This is a genomic window from Dyella silvae (assembly GCF_026421305.1).
GTDB classification, from domain to species: domain Bacteria; phylum Pseudomonadota; class Gammaproteobacteria; order Xanthomonadales; family Rhodanobacteraceae; genus Dyella; species Dyella silvae.
Genome location: NZ_JAPJBQ010000002.1, coordinates 731,082 through 747,381, shown reverse-complemented (window position 1 = coordinate 747,381; position 16,300 = coordinate 731,082). Strand labels below are relative to the sequence as shown.

The window sequence follows — 16,300 nt, the reverse complement described above, 5'->3', positions numbered from 1 at the left end:
GTGGCTTAGAGGTTTTCCTGAAGGCCTGTCCTCCGGCACTTCTGTTCATGCGTTTGGCCCGCGGGTTGCCCGGCGCCGCGGGAGCCTCCTCCCCTCGCCTGCGGAGCAGCCTGCGGCTTGTTAAGATGCGCGACCGGCTTGCGCCCGCACGGCGCCCGCTCCCACCGCCCGGACCTCCTGACCGATGCCGATTTCGCTCCACAACAGCCTGACGCGCCGCGTTGAACCGTTCACCCCGCTCAACCCCGACCGGGTGACCATGTATCTGTGCGGACCGACGGTCTACAACTACGTGCATATCGGCAACGCGCGTGGCCCGGTGCTGTTCGACGTGCTGGCTCGCCTGCTGCGCCGCCATTACCCCAACGTGGTCTACGCCCGCAACATCACCGACGTGGACGACAAGATCAATGCCGCGGCCCTGGAACGGGGTGTCGGCATCGAGAGCATCACCAGCCGCTACACCCAGGCCTATCGCGAGGACATGGCCAAGCTGGGCATCGCCCCGCCGGATATCGAGCCGCACGCCACAGCCCATATCCCGCAGATCATCACGATGATCGAGCGCCTGATCGCCAACGGCCATGCCTATGCGGCCGAAGGCCACGTGCTGTTCGAGGTGGAGTCGTACGCAGCCTACGGCGCCCTCTCCGGCCGTGATCCGGACGAGCTGCTTGCCGGCGCTCGCGTCGAAGTGGCCCCGTACAAGAAAAGCCCCGGCGATTTCGTGCTGTGGAAGCCCTCCACGCCCGAGCTGCCGGGTTGGGACAGCCCCTGGGGCCGCGGCCGCCCGGGTTGGCATATCGAATGCTCGGCCATGAGCGAGGCTCATCTGGGCGAGACCATCGACATCCATGCCGGTGGCGTGGATCTGCAGTTCCCGCATCACGAGAACGAAATTGCTCAGTCCACCTGCGCCCATGGCGGCAAGGTATTTGCCCGTTACTGGCTGCACAACGGCATGCTCACCTTCAGCGGCCGCAAGATGTCCAAGTCGCTGGGCAACGTGATGCTCGTGCACGAGCTGCTGAAGGAGCACCCGCCGGAGGCACTGCGCCTGCTGCTGCTGCGCGGCCACTATCGCCAGCCGCTGGACTGGTCGGAAGCGGCTGTCCAGCAATCGATCAGCACACTGGATGGTTGGTACCGCGTGCTGCGCGATCTGATGGATATCGAGGTCGACACCACCCATCTGCCAGTGCCGCCGACCGTTGAAGCCGCACTGTGCGACGACCTCAACACCCCGCAGGCCCTGGCTGAACTGTCGCAGCTGGCGGATGCCGCGCGCCAGGCCAGCGACCTCGAAGCCAAGCGCGCGGCCAAGGCCGCCCTGCTCGGCGCAGGCGCCCTGCTTGGCTTGCTGCAGCAGGACACTGAAGCGTGGTTCAAGCACGCCAGCGGTGCCGCTGAGATTGACGAGGCACGCATCGAGGCACTGCTGGAAGAACGCCGCGCCGCTCGCGCCGCAAAAGACTTCAAGCGCGCTGATGCCATTCGCGAAGAACTCACGGCGATGGGCATTGCGATTGAAGATGGCGCCCAAGGTACGCGCTGGAGCGTGGTGAAGGGTTGAGCTGCAGAAGCGCAAGCTGCCGATCAAGCTCAACCCTACCGCGAGCACCCACCCCTCTCCCCAGCCCTCTCCCCTTTGGGGAGAGGGCGAAAAAGCGGCGGGCGCCCAAACGCGCGATAATACGCAGCATGAATGCCATCGCCACATCCAGCGCCGCGCAGGCGCAGCAAGACATCGTCGACGAGTTCGCCTTCTTTGGCGACTGGACTGAGCGCTATCAGTACCTGATCGACCTTGGTAAGCAGCTGCCGGATTTCCCCGAAGATTTGAAAACGGAGGATTACCGCGTGCACGGCTGCCAATCGATGGTATGGCTGGTACCCAGCGGCAATGCCGAGCAGATGCACTTCCAGGCCACCAGCGATTCGGCGATCGTTTCGGGCCTGATTGCCTTGGTACTGCGCGTGTACTCCGGTCACTCCGCGCGCGCCATCATCGCCACCGAGCCCAGTTTCATCGAGGCCATTGGCCTGGCCAAGCACCTGTCGCCAACACGTTCGAACGGCCTTGCTGCGATGCTGGCGAAGATCAAGGCATACGCGGCAGCAAGCCTGGGAGTGAGTCAATAGAAGTGAGCAACGTAGAGAAAGCTGTACGAGGCGTGCTTTCTCTCACTCCTCACTTCTCTTCACCCACTACTAAAAACAAAGCCCCGCCTGAAGCGGGGCTTTGTTCATCTCTTCGGCGCTAAACGAGCGACCTCAGTCGCCCATCTGCTTCTGCAGGTGCTCGCGACGCTCCTGCGCATCGAGCGACAGCGTGGCGATCGGACGGGCGTCGAGACGCTCCAGGCCAATTTCCTCGTCGGTCTCTTCGCAGTAGCCGTAGCGGCCTTCTTCGATGCGACGCAATGCCTTGTCGATCTTGGAAATCAGCTTGCGGTAGCGATCGCGGGTACGCAGTTCCAGCGAGTTTTCCGTTTCGCGGGTGGCGCGTTCGGCCTCGTCGCCCACGTCACGCACCTCGTCACGCAGGTTCTCCATCGTCTGGCGCGACTCTTCCACGAGCTGTTCGCGCCACTCACGCAACTTGTTGCGGAAGTAGGCGAGGTGCTTGGGGTTCATGTACTCCTCGTTATTCGAGGGGCGGTAACCCTTGGGCAGGTCGATCAGCGTCGTCGAAGGCAGCGCATAGCGGCCATCTTCGCGGGTGATGCCATTGTCGAGAGTTGCAGATTTATTCATCGAGGACTGCTGGGCTTTCTGTGTTTTGAGAGGGGTATGACGAGCCGTTGCGCTGGCCACCTTGCCCGAGAGGGGCGAAGAGGCCGGCTTGGACGGCGCGGCGGGGATGGATGCCGCCTTAACCGGTGCCGGCGTCACCTGCCGGGCAGCGGCAGGCTGCTTGGCGGGAACGGCCTTGGCTACCGGCTTGGCCGGCGCCGCCTTAGGGGCCTTTTCCGGTACGGCGACCGGCTTGGCTACGACCTTGGGCGGCTGTTTCTTGGCAGGCGCGGTCACTTTCTTGGCGACCGGCTTTACCTCTTTCTTTACAACCACCGGCTTCTTGACCGGCGCGGCCTTCTTGGCCTGTGGCTTGGGAGCGGCTTTCTTGGCTACAACGTGCTTGGCAGGAGCCGCCTTGGCGGGGGCTGGCGCAGCCTTTTTGGCGACCGGCTTCTTTGCTACAGCCTTCTTGGAGGCGACTTTCTTGGCGACCGGCTTCTTGGCCGGGGCCGCCTTGGAGGTCACCGCTTTCGCCGCCCGCCCTGTGGCGGCCGTCTTCTTGCCGGCTTTGACGTCCTTCACCTTGCCGGCAGGCTTTCCCTTCTGCGGCTTGGTGGCTGTCGCACTACGCGTAGTTTTCGCCATTTCCCTTCACCATTTTGGCCTTGGCGGCCGGGTGTTATAGCCCAACGACCTTACACCGGCAACCATGCTTCTGGAATACTTGCGCAACTATATGCCGCAAGCTGTTTCGGCAGCCTCGTCGTGACACGACTAATACTTCTACTGCTCGGCTTCTACAAGCGCTGGCTAAGCCCCCTGCTGGGTCAGCGCTGCCGCTTCCACCCCAGCTGTTCCGATTATGCACGGATTGCCATCGTGCGCTTTGGTCCATTCAAGGGTGGCATGCTGACGGGATGGCGCCTGCTGCGCTGCCAGCCGCTGTGCGAGGGCGGCGAAGATCCGGTACCCGAGCAGTTTACTTTCCGCCGCTGTTGCCCCCCTGGAGAACCCCATGTCCACTGATTGGCTGATCAAGAACGCCGAACTGGTCAACGAAGGCCGCCGTTTCCATGCCGATGTGCGTGTGAAGCAGGGCCGCATCGACGCCATTGGCGGCGATCTCGACGCCCGCCCGGGTGAGCAGGTGGTCGATGCCAGTGGCCTGTGGCTGTTCCCGGGCATGATTGACGACCAGGTGCACTTCCGTGAGCCGGGCCTGACGCAGAAAGCCGACATCGCCCACGAATCGCGTGCCTGTGCCGCCGGCGGCATCACCAGCTACATGGAAATGCCCAACACCAAGCCCCCGGCACTGGATCGCGACACGCTGGAGGCCAAGTACGCCCGCGCCGCGGAAACCTCGGCGGTGAACTACGCGTTCTACATGGGCGCCAGCAACGACAACCTGGAAGCCATCCGCCGCCTCGACCCGCTGGCCGCCCCCGGCATCAAGGTGTTCATGGGCGCCTCCACCGGCAACATGCTGGTGGATAAGCCGGAGGTGCTCGATGGCATCTTCCGCGAGGCGCCGACGCCGATCATCACGCACTGCGAAGACACGCCGATGATCGATGCCAACCTGGCCATAGCCCATGCGAAGTACGGCGATGACATCCCTGCGTGGGAGCATCCGCTGATCCGTTCGCGCGAGGCGTGCATCAAGTCCACCCGTCTGGCTATTGAGCTCGCCAAGCGCCACAACAGCCGGCTGCACGTGCTGCATATTTCCACGGCCGACGAGCTGGCCCTGTTCCAGCCCGGCCCGCTCAAGGGCAAGCGCATTACTGCCGAAACCTGCGTGCACTTTCTGCACTTTGACGACCGCGATTACGAGAGCCTGCGGTTCCTGATCAAGTGCAACCCGGCGGTCAAGACCGCCGCTGATCGCGAGGCCATCACCAAGGCGCTGGCCGAGGGCCGCATCGACGTGCTGGCTACCGACCACGCACCTCACCTGCTGGAAGAAAAGGCCCAGCTGTACGACAAGGCGCCGAGTGGCCTGCCTCTGGTGCAGTTCGCGCTGCAGGCCGCGCTGCAACGCGTATTTGAGGGAAAGCTGACGCTGGAACGCGTGGTGGAATCGGTCACGCATGCACCAGCCACGCTGTTCGATGTGAAGGAGCGCGGTTTCCTGCGCGAAGGCTATGCCGCCGACCTCGTACTGGTGGATCCGAATAAGCCGCACACCGTGCGCCGCGAAGAAGTCCTGTCCAAGTGCGGCTGGTCGCCGTTCGAGGGTTACACCTTCAACAGCTCGATCGCGGCGACCTTCGTCAATGGTCAGCGCGTGTGGGACGGCTCCGTTATCGACCAGAGCGTGCGCGGTCAGCGTCTGGCATTTGCCCGATGAGTTGGACGACCAGGGCAAGCACGCTGCTTGCCCTTTGACTGGCCGCCCTGCCTGGCATGGCGGCCACGCTGCCTTCGAGCGTGTCGCAAGGCGGGCTGGTGGTCGTCACGGTGCCTGACATCGCCACGGCCACCGTGAATGGCAAGACCGTGCGGGTGGGCGAGGATGGCACCCTGGTATTCGCCGCCGGTCGCGACGAGAAAGGACCGCTGACGCTTGCCCTCGCCTATCGCGACGGCCACCGGGAAACCACTCGCGTTGCGGTGACACCGCGCAGCTGGCCGGTTGAACGCGTGAACGGTGTGCCGCAGAAAACGGTCAACCCGCCGCCTGACATCGCTGCACGTATCCAGCGCGAACAAGCGGAAGTTGCTGCCGCCCGCCGCCGCGACGATGACCGTGAGGACTTTCTTCACGGCTTCATCTGGCCGGTACAGGGTCGCATCAGCGGCCGCTTTGGCAGCCAGCGCATTTTCAACGGGACTCCCAAGTCACCGCATCCAGGCATGGATATCGCGGTGCCGGAAGGCACGCCGGTCAAAGCGCCTGCAGCAGGTGTCGTGACATTCGCCAAGCCCGATCTGTATCTCACCGGCGGCACCGTGCTGATCGACCATGGCTACGGGCTCAGTTCCAACTTTCTTCATCTGTCACGCCTGGATGTGAAAGTGGGTCAACGCGTGCAGCAAGGCGATGTCATCGGTGCAGCGGGCATGACCGGACGCGCGACGGGGCCGCATGTGCACTGGGGCGTCAATTGGTTTGAAGTGCGCCTGGATCCGTTGTTGTTGCCGGGGATCGAGAGCACGAACTGATGGGGGAAATCGCAAGATTGCCCCCTCACCCCAACCCTCTCCTCGCTCCTCAAAGCCGGGGCCATCCATGGCCCCTCTCCGCGTGCCCCTTTCCGGGGAGAGGGAGCAGATTCTCTAGGGCACGGCCTTGAGCGTGATGCTCACCGGACCATGCTCGCCGGAGCGCCCTAATACGCTTACGCGCGTATCGTTGATGGCCAGTAGCTTGTCGCCCTGCTGCAAACGCACGCCGATAGCGAAATCCACGCCGTCACGCAGGTCAGCCGGGTCGTACGTCAGCAGGAAATCGACGGGCGATGCGCCAACGGGCTGAATACGCGTTTCGGACAGGGTGCGTGCCGCCACATCCTGCTTGCTTACATCAGCCAGCGTCACCAGCAGATAGGCATCCGCTGGTACGGGCTGCGGCAAGTCGTAACGAATGTCGCCGACGATGGACTTCATCAACGTCTGGTTCACTGGCGCAGCGGGTTGCGCCACGGATGCCGACGAGGTATCGGTCTTGGCGTGATGCGAAAACATCGAGCAGGCCGAAAGCGCCATCGCGGCGACGGCCAATAATGAGAGACGGGACAGCATGTTTCACTCCTGGGGAGCCTGATGACAGACACCCCACGATGCTAACAGGCTGCCGTTGAACCGCGGCTCAGGCGCAGCCCTTGCCCGCGTAACCGCCCTCGACGCCCTTACTGGCATAAGCCACGGCATCGTGCGGATGCAGGCTTTCCTGGTGTTCCACGCGAATATGGAAATCGCCAAGACTTGCATCGGCGTCGAGCGCCTTCTGAATGCGGCGCGCCGCGTCTTCGCAGAACATCAGGTTGCCGCCATTGGCAAGCGCGAATGCTTGTTCGTCCTCGCGCTTCACGGCAGTCTGCACCGGCGTACCCAGGGCTTGCTCAGTGCGATCGATCAGGCTGATCAGATCGAACGCCGCGCCTTCCGCCGGACGCACGCGTAAACGGGCCACGCTGCGCTGGGCATGGGGCGTGGCGACGATGCCCTTTTCACTGCCCAGCCACGCCAACACAGCGGCGTGATCGATCGGCCGGGAGGCGTCAAAGTCCTTGGCGAACTGATCCTGGATCAGCTGACGCGACAGCGCCGCCGATGCGGGACAGGTGGAGGAGTAGACGATCTCTGTTCCGAACTCGAGCAGAAACTGGTCGCCCACGAGGCTGGCTTCGATCGTCACCGGATAGGCACGCCAGCCGCTGTTGCCACTGCGCAGCGCAGGGCGGCGCACCAGGTGCTCGAAGCGAATGCTGAGGCACGCGCGGTCCGACAGGTCTTTGTGCGAGTCGAGGAAGCCGCGCAGCAGTTCGCGCAGCGATGTGGCGCTCAGCGTCTGGGTGCTGAGCGCCTGCTCCACCTGCAGATACAGGCGCGACATGTGGATGCCACGCTTGTCCGGGCGGCGCAGATTGACGAAGGCGCCGACGCGCGCGCTCGCGCGCTGCACATCGCCGTCGCCCGCATCGAAACGCACCGGCACCTCGATGCCGTCCATACCGACCCAATCCAGCTCGCCGGCAAGATGCGGCTGGGCGTGAACTGCCACATCAGGCAGCAGGCGGGCGGTGTTTTCCTCGGTATACATGGTGAATCCTATGATCCAGCGAGCGGGCAAACCGCGCGAGAGACGTCAATCTTGGGGCAGCACGGGGGCCTAACAATAGTGGCGCCCGGGAAACGCTGCGTCCCCACATGGGTTTATGCGGCGTCGCGGCGCCATGCACGGGCCGCCTGCCAGGCCTGCCAGACCACGCCAGGACCCTGACGCCCCTGCCCTTTGCGCAGCACGTCCAGCGGGTTGGCCGCCTTGCGCGCCTGTGCGACCAGGGCACGTCCGTAGCGCGACTCCAGCCCCCGGAAGGCACTGAGCGGCCCGGGCAGGCGCTCGGCTTCGCGCCAGGCAGCGTCCAGATCGTCCAGCTGGGCGCGAATGGCGTCATTGCGCGCAGGGCTGGCAGACCGCAGCTCGTTGCGGCTCAAGCCATAGCGTGCGAGACGCGACATGGGCAGCGCGAGGCGATCGCGATCGGCGTCCTCTTCCAGACGCAACAGCGAAAACAACAGATGTGAAAGCGTCGCTACCCTCGCGGCCCGCTCGCTGGCGGTGCCCTCACCAAACCACCACGCGGTTTCCAGCGAGGCGATGGCTCCATGCAGCAACGAACTGGCAGCGAGCTGGGCAGGAAAATCGGCTGCCGTGCCCTCCTCCAGCTGCGCCATGGCCGCCAGCACGGGCGCCACCCATTGCTCGCCCGGCAAGACGTGGGCACGGTCGTCGTCAAACAACACCTGGGTCAGCGGGTGGCGTCCGCCGCTGGCCGCCGCGCCCGAGAGTTCTTCGGCCCACCAGTTCAACTTGCCGGCTGCCACCTGCGGTTCACGGATGCCGTACGCGGCGGCGAGCAGTTCCTGCTCCAGCGCTGCCAGCGCAATATGGCCGGGATAGTTGTTCTGATCGACGAAGGCGAGCGCGATGCGCTGCTGTGGCTGTACCGCGAGCCACTTGTCGATATAGCTCTGCAGGGCGCTATCGCTCATGCCGTGACCTGCAACTGGCGCAGGCGCGCCGTCAGATCAGACGGCTGGTTGAGCACAAGATCGGCGTTCCACTGATGCGGATCGCCGCCATCCAGATAGCCCCAATGCACGGCGATGGTGTACATGCCGGCAGCGCCGCCAGCGAGAATGTCGCGCCGGTCGTCACCTACGAAGAGGCAGCGCGCAGGGTCCAGCCCCGCGAGTTCGCAAGCCAGCAGCACCGGCGCCGGATCCGGCTTCTTTACCGGCAAGGTATCGCCCGAGATCACCGCCGCCGCGCGATGTCCCCAGCCGATGCGCTGCACCAGCTCATCGGTGAGAAACGCCGGCTTGTTGGTGACGATGCCCCACAGAATGCCCTGCGCCTCGATCGTCTCCAGCAATTCGTCGACACCTTCGAAGGGGCGCGTATGCTCCGCCATCACCGCCTCGTACAGTGCGAGGTAGCGTGGCACCAGCTGCAACAATTGCGCTTCGTCAATGTCGGGAAAGGCGCAGCGCAGAATCGCTCGCGAACCGCGCGATACCACTTCGCGCACGGGCTCGAATGGCGGCACGGCCACACCCATTTCCTCGCACTGCAACTTCAACGCGCCGTACAAGTCGACGGCGCTGTCGAGCAAGGTGCCATCGAGATCGAACAGCACGCCCTGGATAGCTTGTGGAAAAGGCTTCATGCGGGCTTTCGGGCGCTGATCAGGTAGTTCACCGCGGTGATGCGGCTGAGCCACGCCTTGCGGTTGATGGGGTTGTAGCCAAGGCCCGAGACGTCTTCCACTTCGAGGCCCGCGTGACGCATCAGACGCCCCAGCTCGGACGGCTTGAGGAACTGCGCATAGTGATGCGTGCCACGCGGCAGCATCTTCATGATGTATTCCGCGCCGAGAATGGCCGCACCGAACGCGGCCGGCGTACGGTTGAGCGTGGACATCACCACGATACCGCCCGGCTTCACCATGCGTGCCAGATCGTTCACCAGCGCTTCGGGATCGGGCACATGCTCGATCAGCTCCATGCAGCAGACCGCATCGAAACTCTCCGGCTCGGCCGCGGCAAGATTGGCCGATGACTGCACGCGGTAATCCACATCGAGCGCCGGTGTTTCCAACCGCGTTTCGTGCAGATGCAGTGTCGCGATCTCGATGACCTTCTCACCCATATCGATGCCTGTGACGTGCGCACCGGCCTTCGCCAGCGCTTCGCTGAGCAAGCCACCGCCACAGCCGACGTCAGCCACGCGTGCGCCGCGCAGGTTCAGGCGATCGGCAACGTAGGCCGCGCGCACCGGATTAAGGTCATGCAACGGCCGGGACTCGCCATCCGGATCCCACCAGCGCGCGGCGAGCTTGCCGAAGCGGGCGATTTCCTCAGGACTTACATTGGTTGCGGCTTGCATCGAGAGCATCCTTGGGAACGTGCGCGCAGCTTAACGCGCGTTCCATTCGTAGACCGTGATGTCCCAGCCGCCACTGGTGTAGGCCGGGTCTGTATGAACGATACCGCGTGCTTCATCCATGTCGTTGGCGAACAGCAGGTAGGCGCCTCCGGATTGGTCGCTGAAACCACCGGACATTTCCAAACGGCCACCGGCACGCAGACCTTCGAGGAAGTCCTTGTGGGGCTGCACGACCGCCGGATCGAAATCCGGACGGCGCATGGCCATGACGAGATAACGATTCATCGTCGTTCCCTCAGCACGCATCAATGGCAGCGATGCGCTCGCGCCAGGCATGCGTCTTGGCCAGCACGGCATCGGTATCGATGTCAGTCAGTACGCGGCCGGCCAGCTTGCGCACGCCGTTGATCCACACGTCGGTGACCTGATGACGGCCGGTGGCGTAGGCGAGCTGCGAAGCGATGTGGAACAGCGGCTGAGTTTCCAGATCCGACAGGCGCACGGCGGCGAAGTCGGCCTGTTTGCCCGCCTCGATGGAGCCGATGCGATCTTCCAGCCCCATGGCGCGCGCGCCGTTGAGCGTCGCCGCGCGCAGCGCATAGGCTGCGTCGAAGGCCGCCGCATCACCCGCCACCGCCTTCGCCAGCAGCGCCGCCGTGCGCATCTCACCGAACATATCGAGGTCGTTGTTAGACGCGCAGCCGTCCGTACCGATGGCGACGTTCACGCCAGCCTGGCGCAGCTTTTCCGCCGGGCAGAAGCCCGAAGCGAGTTTGAGATTGGATTCCGGGCAATGCACCACGGAGACACCCGCTTCCGCGCACGCAGCGATCTCTGCGTCGGTCAGTTGGGTCATGTGCACCGCGATCAGTCGATCATTGACGATGCCCAGCTTCTGCAGGCGCTGGAACGGACGCAGGCCACTCTTGGCCTTCTCCTCTTCCACTTCGTGCGCGGTTTCGTGCGTATGCAGATGCACCTGGATGTCGAGCTGATCGGACAGCACGCGAATGCGCTCGAAACTCTCGTCCGACACGGTGTACGGCGCGTGCGGCGCAAACGAGGTGCCCACCAGCGCGTCGCCGAGGAAGCTGTCGTGCACTTCGATGGCGCGGTCGAAATACTCGTCCTGCGTCTTCGCCCACGCGGTGGGGAATTCGATGACCGGCAGACCCACCACGGCACGAAAACCCATGCGGCGATAGGTGGCGCCGATGACATCGGGGAAGAAATAGTTTTCGTTGGTGCAGGTGGTGCCGCCGCGAATCATCTCCGCCACCGCCAGCTCGACACCGTCGCGCACGAACTCGGGCCCGATCACCTGCCCTTCGACCGGCCAGATATGTTTCTGCAGCCACACCATCAGGGGCAGATCGTCGGCGAGGCCTCGCAGCAGCGTCATGGGATTGTGCGTGTGGCTGTTGACCAGGCCGGGAATCAGCACGTGCTCGCCCAGCTCGACGCGCTCACGCGGCGCGTAGGCGGCGCGCGCTTCGCTGATCGGCAGCAGGGCCACGATGGTGCCTTTGTCGACAGCCACGGCGTGGTGCTCGAGCACGACAGCATGCGGCTCGACAGGCACGATCCAGCGGGCTTCGATCAACAGGTCGACGGGTTGCGGGGCGGTCTGGCTCATCCTGGGCTCGCTCTTTTTCGATGTTTGGATACGACATGGGGCGGATCACCTTGCGGTGGCCGCCCCATGGTTGCCTGATGTCATGACGACTCAGGCATCGTCGCTCCAGCGAAAGTTGGAATCCGGTGACTTTGTCTTGCAGCGTGCGAAGCGGGAATTGCGTGCTTCGCACAACGTACTTCACTGGATCCCTGCTTTCGCAGGGATGACGAACCGGCAAAGGCGCGGGCGCAGCCCGCGCGCCGGTTCGTCACTTGCCGACGCGGCTGACGTACTCGCCCGTGCGGGTGTCGACCTTGATCACTTCGTCAGTGGTGACGAACAGCGGGACGCGCACCACGGCGCCGGTTTCCAGCGTGGCCGGCTTGCCACCGCCACCCGAGGTATCGCCACGCAGGCCCGGATCGGTCTCGGTGATCTTCAGTTCGACGAAGTTCGGTGCCTGCACGGTGATGATCTCGCCGTTGAACAGCGTGACCACGCACTCTTCCTCGCCCTTCAGCCACTTGACGGCATCGCCCATGCCAGCCTTGCTGGCCTGGTGCTGCTCGAAGCTTTCCTGGTGCATGAAGTGCCAGAACTCGCCATCGGAGTACAGGTACTGCATGTCGGTATCCACGACGTCGGCGACTTCGAAGGAGTCGCTGGACTTCATGGTCTGCTCGGTGGTGCGGCCGTTCTTCAGGTTGCGGATGAAGATGCGGGTGAACGCCTGCCCCTTGCCGGGCTTGATGAAGTCGGCGTCCGTAATGACCCACGGGTCATTGTTGTGAAGGATCTTCATACCCTTCTTGACGTCGTTGAGACCGGCGGTGGCCATGTATTGCGCTCCAGATGTGAGACCGCCGGGAGGCGGCTAGAATAGGGGCTTTCCCGGGCCCGAAGCCCGTTTCAAGACCCACTATGATAACCGCAAGCCACGCCGCCCGCCTATCGCCGCCCGAGACCGACTGGCGCACGCTGTGGCGCGAGGCCATTACCGATCCCCGGGAACTGCTCGACGTGGTGGGCCTCGCTCACCTGGCCGACCGCCTGCCGCCCGGCCACGCAGGCTTTGCCGTCCGCGTACCACGGGGTTTCGTGGCGCGCATGCGTCTGGGCGATGCGCAGGATCCACTCCTGCTGCAAGCCCTGCCCCAACTGGCCGAGCTGGACGTGGCACCTGGCTACAGCACCGATGCCGTGGGTGATATGGCGTCCCGATCCGCCCAGGGCGTGCTGCATAAGTACGAGGGGCGGGCCCTGCTGATCGCCAGTGGCAGCTGTGCCATCAACTGCCGCTACTGCTTCCGCCGCCACTTTCCCTATGGCGACGAGATGGCCGCCGCCGGCCAGTGGCGCAAGGCGCTGGAGCATGTGCGGCAGGATACGTCGATCACCGAACTCATCCTTTCCGGCGGGGACCCGCTGTCGCTGGCCACGGCCAAGCTGGAGGAACTGACCCGCGGCCTGGCTGACATCCCGCATGTGACCCGCCTGCGCATCCACACCCGCCTGCCAGTGGTGCTGCCCGAGCGGATCGATGTGGCGTTCACCGATTGGCTTGCGGCTGTGCCCTTGCAGAAAGTCGTCGTGCTTCATGCCAATCACGCCAACGAGTTTGACGCGCAGGTCGATGACGCCTGCGCCCGACTGCGCGAAGCGGGCGCCACGCTGCTCAACCAATCGGTGCTGCTGCGTGGCATCAACGACGATGCCGAAACGCTGGCTGCGTTGTCCGAGCGCCTGTTCGCGGCGGGCGTACTGCCCTACTACCTGCACCAGCTCGATCGCGTGCAGGGTGCAGCCCATTTCGAAGTGGACGACACCCGCGCCCTGGCGCTAGTGGAAGCCGTCCGCCATCGCCTGCCTGGGTACCTGGTGCCCAAGCTGGTGCGTGAAGTGGGTGGCGAAGCATCGAAGCATCCCCTGTAACCGAACTACGGCACACTTGTGGGCCCCGTCACTTCCGGAATATTTCTGCTGGCAGTGACCGGCGGAATCCGCTAAAACCACGGATGGCCCGCGCCCTGCCCCGATGGCAGGTCAATCTCCTGCAGCGCGAACAATGGATAGCTCGACGTGCCCACAAAAACTGACCAGGTCATCAAGATCCTTTTCATTGAGAAGTCAGTCGAAGACGCGGAACAAATCATCAGTCTGCTGCGCAATAGCGGCATCGCCGTGCGCCCCGCGCGGGCGACCAGTGCGGAGCAGATCACGGCCGCACTCGACGAACTCGGTCCCGACATCGTTCTGTTTGACCCCGCCATAGGCACGCTGGAGCTGCGCGAGGTCTCGCGCCTGCTCGATGCCCATGGCCGCGACCTTTCGCTGATTGCGCTGGTTGGCCAGGTGGACAACACCACCATCACCGAACTGTTCGTCGGCGGCGCGCGCAGCGTGGCGCTGCGACCGCAGCCCAAGCAACTGATGGCGGTGATCCAGCGCGAATTCGACGCGCTCAATGCCCGCCGCCAGCTGCGGCGCCTTGAAGCGGCATTGCGTGAGTCAGAACGACGTTGCGACGCCCTGCTGGATTCCTCCACCGACGCCATCGCGTATGTGCACGAAGGCATGCACGTTCGCGCCAACCAGGCCTATCTCGATACCTTCGGCTACACCGAATTCGACGACCTGCTCGGCTTGCCGGTGCTGGACATGATCGGCCCCAGCGATGCCGAAGAGTTCAAGGTCACCCTCAAGGGCCTTTCCCGCGGCGAGAAACCCAATGCTCCGATTGAGCTGCAGGCACGCCGCGCCGATGCATCCAGCTTTAAGGCCAGCGTGGAATTCGCCCACGCGATGTTCGAAGGCGAGCCCTGCCTGCAGGTAGTGTTCCGCCGCCAGAAGATCGACGCCAATGTGATCGAGCAGCTGCAGCGCGATCCGGTCACCGGCCTGTTCAACCGTGCGCGCATGCTCGAGTGCATTGACCAGGCCGTGGCCGCCGCGACCCAGGGCACCAAGGGCCAGTCGTTGCTGTTGATCGAGCCGGACAACTGGCAATCCATCGTGGCAGGCATTGGCCTGGCCAAGGCGGACGAGCTGCTGGCCGCGTTCGCCAACCGTGTGGAAGGCGTGCTCGGCGCGCACGACACCGCGGGCCTGCTGGCCGAGCACACCGTGGGCGTGTTGCTGCACACCCGCAACGACGAAGGCATCAAGACCTGGATCGCCAGCCTGCAGCAGGCCATCGCCGGCGGCATTTTTGACCTGGGCTCCCGCTCCATCACCGTCACCGCCAGCATCGGCGGCAGCATGATGGGCGAGAAGAACGCCAACACCGAGCTGCTGCTCAACCAGGCCAGCCAGGCGTTGCGCAACGCGCAGAGCCAAGGCGGCAACCGCATCGACCTGCACGACCCGGCCGCCCGCGAGAAGGCCGACGAGGAACGCGAGCGTTACTGGCTCGGCGTGCTCAAGCAGGCGCTTATCCAGAACGATTTCGTCCTCTACCACCAGCAGTCCATCAGCCTGCAGGACGCCGAAGGCGAATTCTCCGAAATCCTGCTACGCCTCAACGGCCCTCAGGGCGAGGTGTTGCCCGGCTTCTTCATGCCCATCGCGGAGAAACACAACCTCACGCCGGCCATTGACCGCTGGGTGCTGAACCAGGCGATTGAGCACCTCAAAACACGCGAGCGCTCAGGTACCCAGACCACGTTCTTCGTCAAACTGACCTCTGGCTCGCTGGAAGACACCGAGCTGCTGCCTTGGCTGGGAGAGCGCCTCAAGCGGGCCGCCCTCACCAACGGCAAGCTGGTGCTGGAAACCACCGAGAGCAAAGTGGTGACGGCGCTGCGCCCGGCGCAGGAGTTCATCAACTCCTGGAAGAAGCTGGGTGGTCAGTTCGCACTGGAACAGTTCGGTTCCGGCCTCAACTCGTTCCAGTTGCTCAACCACATCGATGCCGACTTCCTGAAGATCGACCGCAGTTACATGGCGGACCTGCCTCAGCAGCAGGAAAGTCAAAAGAAGGTGGCCGAGATCTGTCGCCAGGCGCGTGAGCTGAAGAAGCAGACGATTGCCGAATGGGTGGAAGACGCTGCCAGCACGTCGCTGTTGTTCGCCTGCGGCGTGGATTTTGTGCAGGGTAACTTCCTGCAGGAGCCGCAGCGGTTGATGTGATCGTTCGCGCCGTGAGGGATTGCTTCTCTTGGGGTGGCCCGGGCGCTTCTTTTAGGAAGATGGCTGAGGCGAGGGGTGGATACTCGCCTCGACGCTGACTCCCCCTCACCGTCATCCCAGCGAACGCTGGGATCCAGTGACTTTGCTCTTGGATCTGATCTGGCGTTCCCGCCAGCGTGCCGCTTACGCAGCGGGCGTTTCGACCTCCTGCCGGAGGCCGAGTCACTTTTCTTTTGCTGGCCCAAAAGAAAAGTAACCCAAAGAAAATGGCCTGAAGAGCTGGCAGCATTGCGCGGGGATAAGCCCGAACGCGCGAGGCGCGTCGTTGCTTGGCAACCTCCGCCGCCACACAGCGGGTACTTCCAGGCGCTTCGCAACGCGCCATCGCGGAGAGGACTTAAAGCAGGTAGTCGCTACGCTTCCTGACCGCACAGGCTGGGTAAAGAGGACGCTACGCTTCCCGAACGATGTGGAGAACTCGCCGTGTAACGGCAAGGTCCTTCTGCGAGAAAGCAGGAACATCGAAGCTTGGCGGCGCGATGTGCAGCGCAGCTGCACGAGCCGTCGGCTTTAGGCTCTGGACCTTCGGGTCCCCGTATGAGGCGGCGGGCGGGTGGAGATCAGGCCCCGTAGGGGTGGCTGGCATGGATGCCAGCCACTTTTCGTCGGGGCAGGAGCCCCGTCGAAAAGCCCGGAAC

Annotated in this window: 16 protein-coding genes; 7 read left to right on the top strand and 9 right to left on the bottom strand. The window is 63.9% G+C overall.

Going from position 1 to position 16,300, the window contains the following annotated elements:
* Positions 1-184 precede the first annotated feature (184 nt).
* Complete coding sequence (cysS, locus tag OQE56_RS07610) at positions 185-1,573, top strand: cysteine--tRNA ligase (RefSeq protein ID WP_267223079.1); 1,389 nt, start codon at positions 185-187, stop codon at positions 1,571-1,573.
* Between the two features lie 128 nt (positions 1,574-1,701).
* Positions 1,702-2,142, top strand: coding sequence for a SufE family protein (locus OQE56_RS07605; protein WP_267223076.1), 441 nt, complete (start codon positions 1,702-1,704; stop codon positions 2,140-2,142).
* Positions 2,143-2,274: 132 nt separating this feature from the next.
* Here OQE56_RS07605 and dksA read toward each other — a convergent pair whose 3' ends face one another.
* The gene (dksA, locus tag OQE56_RS07600; RefSeq protein WP_267223074.1) at positions 2,275-3,384 is read right to left on the bottom strand and encodes an RNA polymerase-binding protein DksA; all 1,110 of its coding nucleotides are present in this window, start codon (positions 3,382-3,384) and stop codon (positions 2,275-2,277) included.
* A 120-nt stretch (positions 3,385-3,504) separates the two neighbouring features.
* On the opposite strand from dksA, the gene yidD reads away from it, so the two are divergent.
* Genes yidD through OQE56_RS07585 form a run of 3 tightly spaced genes read left to right on the top strand, consistent with a single transcriptional unit; the run spans position 3,505 to position 5,907 of the window.
* Positions 3,505-3,765 carry a membrane protein insertion efficiency factor YidD gene (yidD, locus tag OQE56_RS07595; RefSeq protein WP_267223072.1) on the top strand — a complete coding sequence of 87 codons (261 nt, stop codon included), beginning with the start codon at positions 3,505-3,507 and terminating at the stop codon, positions 3,763-3,765.
* On the top strand, positions 3,755-5,092 hold the full coding sequence (locus OQE56_RS07590) for a dihydroorotase (RefSeq protein WP_267223069.1): 1,338 nt from the start codon (positions 3,755-3,757) through the stop codon (positions 5,090-5,092). Before yidD ends, OQE56_RS07590 begins: the two co-directional genes overlap by 11 nt.
* Before the next feature lie 38 nt (positions 5,093-5,130).
* Positions 5,131-5,907: a M23 family metallopeptidase gene (locus tag OQE56_RS07585; RefSeq protein ID WP_425601610.1), complete on the top strand. Its 777-nt coding sequence runs from the start codon at positions 5,131-5,133 to the stop codon at positions 5,905-5,907.
* A 114-nt stretch (positions 5,908-6,021) separates the two neighbouring features.
* Here the strand turns inward: OQE56_RS07585 and OQE56_RS07580 are convergent, their stop codons facing one another.
* From OQE56_RS07580 to efp, 8 genes are all read right to left on the bottom strand, one after another.
* Positions 6,022-6,486 (bottom strand): YbaY family lipoprotein, encoded by a 465-nt coding sequence (locus OQE56_RS07580; RefSeq protein WP_267223064.1) that lies wholly within the window; start codon positions 6,484-6,486, stop codon positions 6,022-6,024.
* A gap of 67 nt (positions 6,487-6,553) precedes the next feature.
* Positions 6,554-7,507, bottom strand: coding sequence for a GTP cyclohydrolase FolE2 (gene folE2 / locus OQE56_RS07575; protein ID WP_267223063.1), 954 nt, complete (start codon positions 7,505-7,507; stop codon positions 6,554-6,556).
* A gap of 113 nt (positions 7,508-7,620) precedes the next feature.
* Positions 7,621-8,460, bottom strand: a complete 840-nt coding sequence (locus tag OQE56_RS07570) for a squalene/phytoene synthase family protein (protein ID WP_267223062.1) — start codon at positions 8,458-8,460, stop codon at positions 7,621-7,623.
* Positions 8,457-9,137 carry an HAD family hydrolase gene (locus tag OQE56_RS07565; RefSeq protein ID WP_267223061.1) on the bottom strand — a complete coding sequence of 227 codons (681 nt, stop codon included), beginning with the start codon at positions 9,135-9,137 and terminating at the stop codon, positions 8,457-8,459. Before OQE56_RS07565 ends, OQE56_RS07570 begins: the two co-directional genes overlap by 4 nt.
* Complete coding sequence (gene ubiG, locus OQE56_RS07560) at positions 9,134-9,856, bottom strand: bifunctional 2-polyprenyl-6-hydroxyphenol methylase/3-demethylubiquinol 3-O-methyltransferase UbiG (RefSeq protein ID WP_267223060.1); 723 nt, start codon at positions 9,854-9,856, stop codon at positions 9,134-9,136. Before ubiG ends, OQE56_RS07565 begins: the two co-directional genes overlap by 4 nt.
* 30 nt (positions 9,857-9,886) lie before the next feature.
* Positions 9,887-10,141, bottom strand: a complete 255-nt coding sequence (locus OQE56_RS07555) for a YciI family protein (RefSeq protein ID WP_267223059.1) — start codon at positions 10,139-10,141, stop codon at positions 9,887-9,889.
* 10 nt (positions 10,142-10,151) lie between these two features.
* The gene (locus tag OQE56_RS07550) at positions 10,152-11,492 is read right to left on the bottom strand and encodes a TRZ/ATZ family hydrolase (RefSeq protein WP_267223058.1); all 1,341 of its coding nucleotides are present in this window, start codon (positions 11,490-11,492) and stop codon (positions 10,152-10,154) included.
* Positions 11,493-11,742: 250 nt separating this feature from the next.
* Entirely contained in the window at positions 11,743-12,312 is a 570-nt protein-coding gene (gene efp / locus OQE56_RS07545; RefSeq protein WP_109125560.1) for an elongation factor P, read from the bottom strand.
* 83 nt (positions 12,313-12,395) lie between these two features.
* Here efp and epmB point away from each other — a divergent pair, with 83 nt between their 5' ends.
* Together epmB and OQE56_RS07535 are read left to right on the top strand one after the other, a co-directional pair.
* Positions 12,396-13,406 (top strand): EF-P beta-lysylation protein EpmB, encoded by a 1,011-nt coding sequence (gene epmB / locus OQE56_RS07540; RefSeq protein ID WP_267223055.1) that lies wholly within the window; start codon positions 12,396-12,398, stop codon positions 13,404-13,406.
* A gap of 147 nt (positions 13,407-13,553) precedes the next feature.
* Positions 13,554-15,602 carry an EAL domain-containing response regulator gene (locus tag OQE56_RS07535; protein ID WP_267223053.1) on the top strand — a complete coding sequence of 683 codons (2,049 nt, stop codon included), beginning with the start codon at positions 13,554-13,556 and terminating at the stop codon, positions 15,600-15,602.
* The last annotated feature ends 698 nt before the right edge of the window (positions 15,603-16,300 follow it).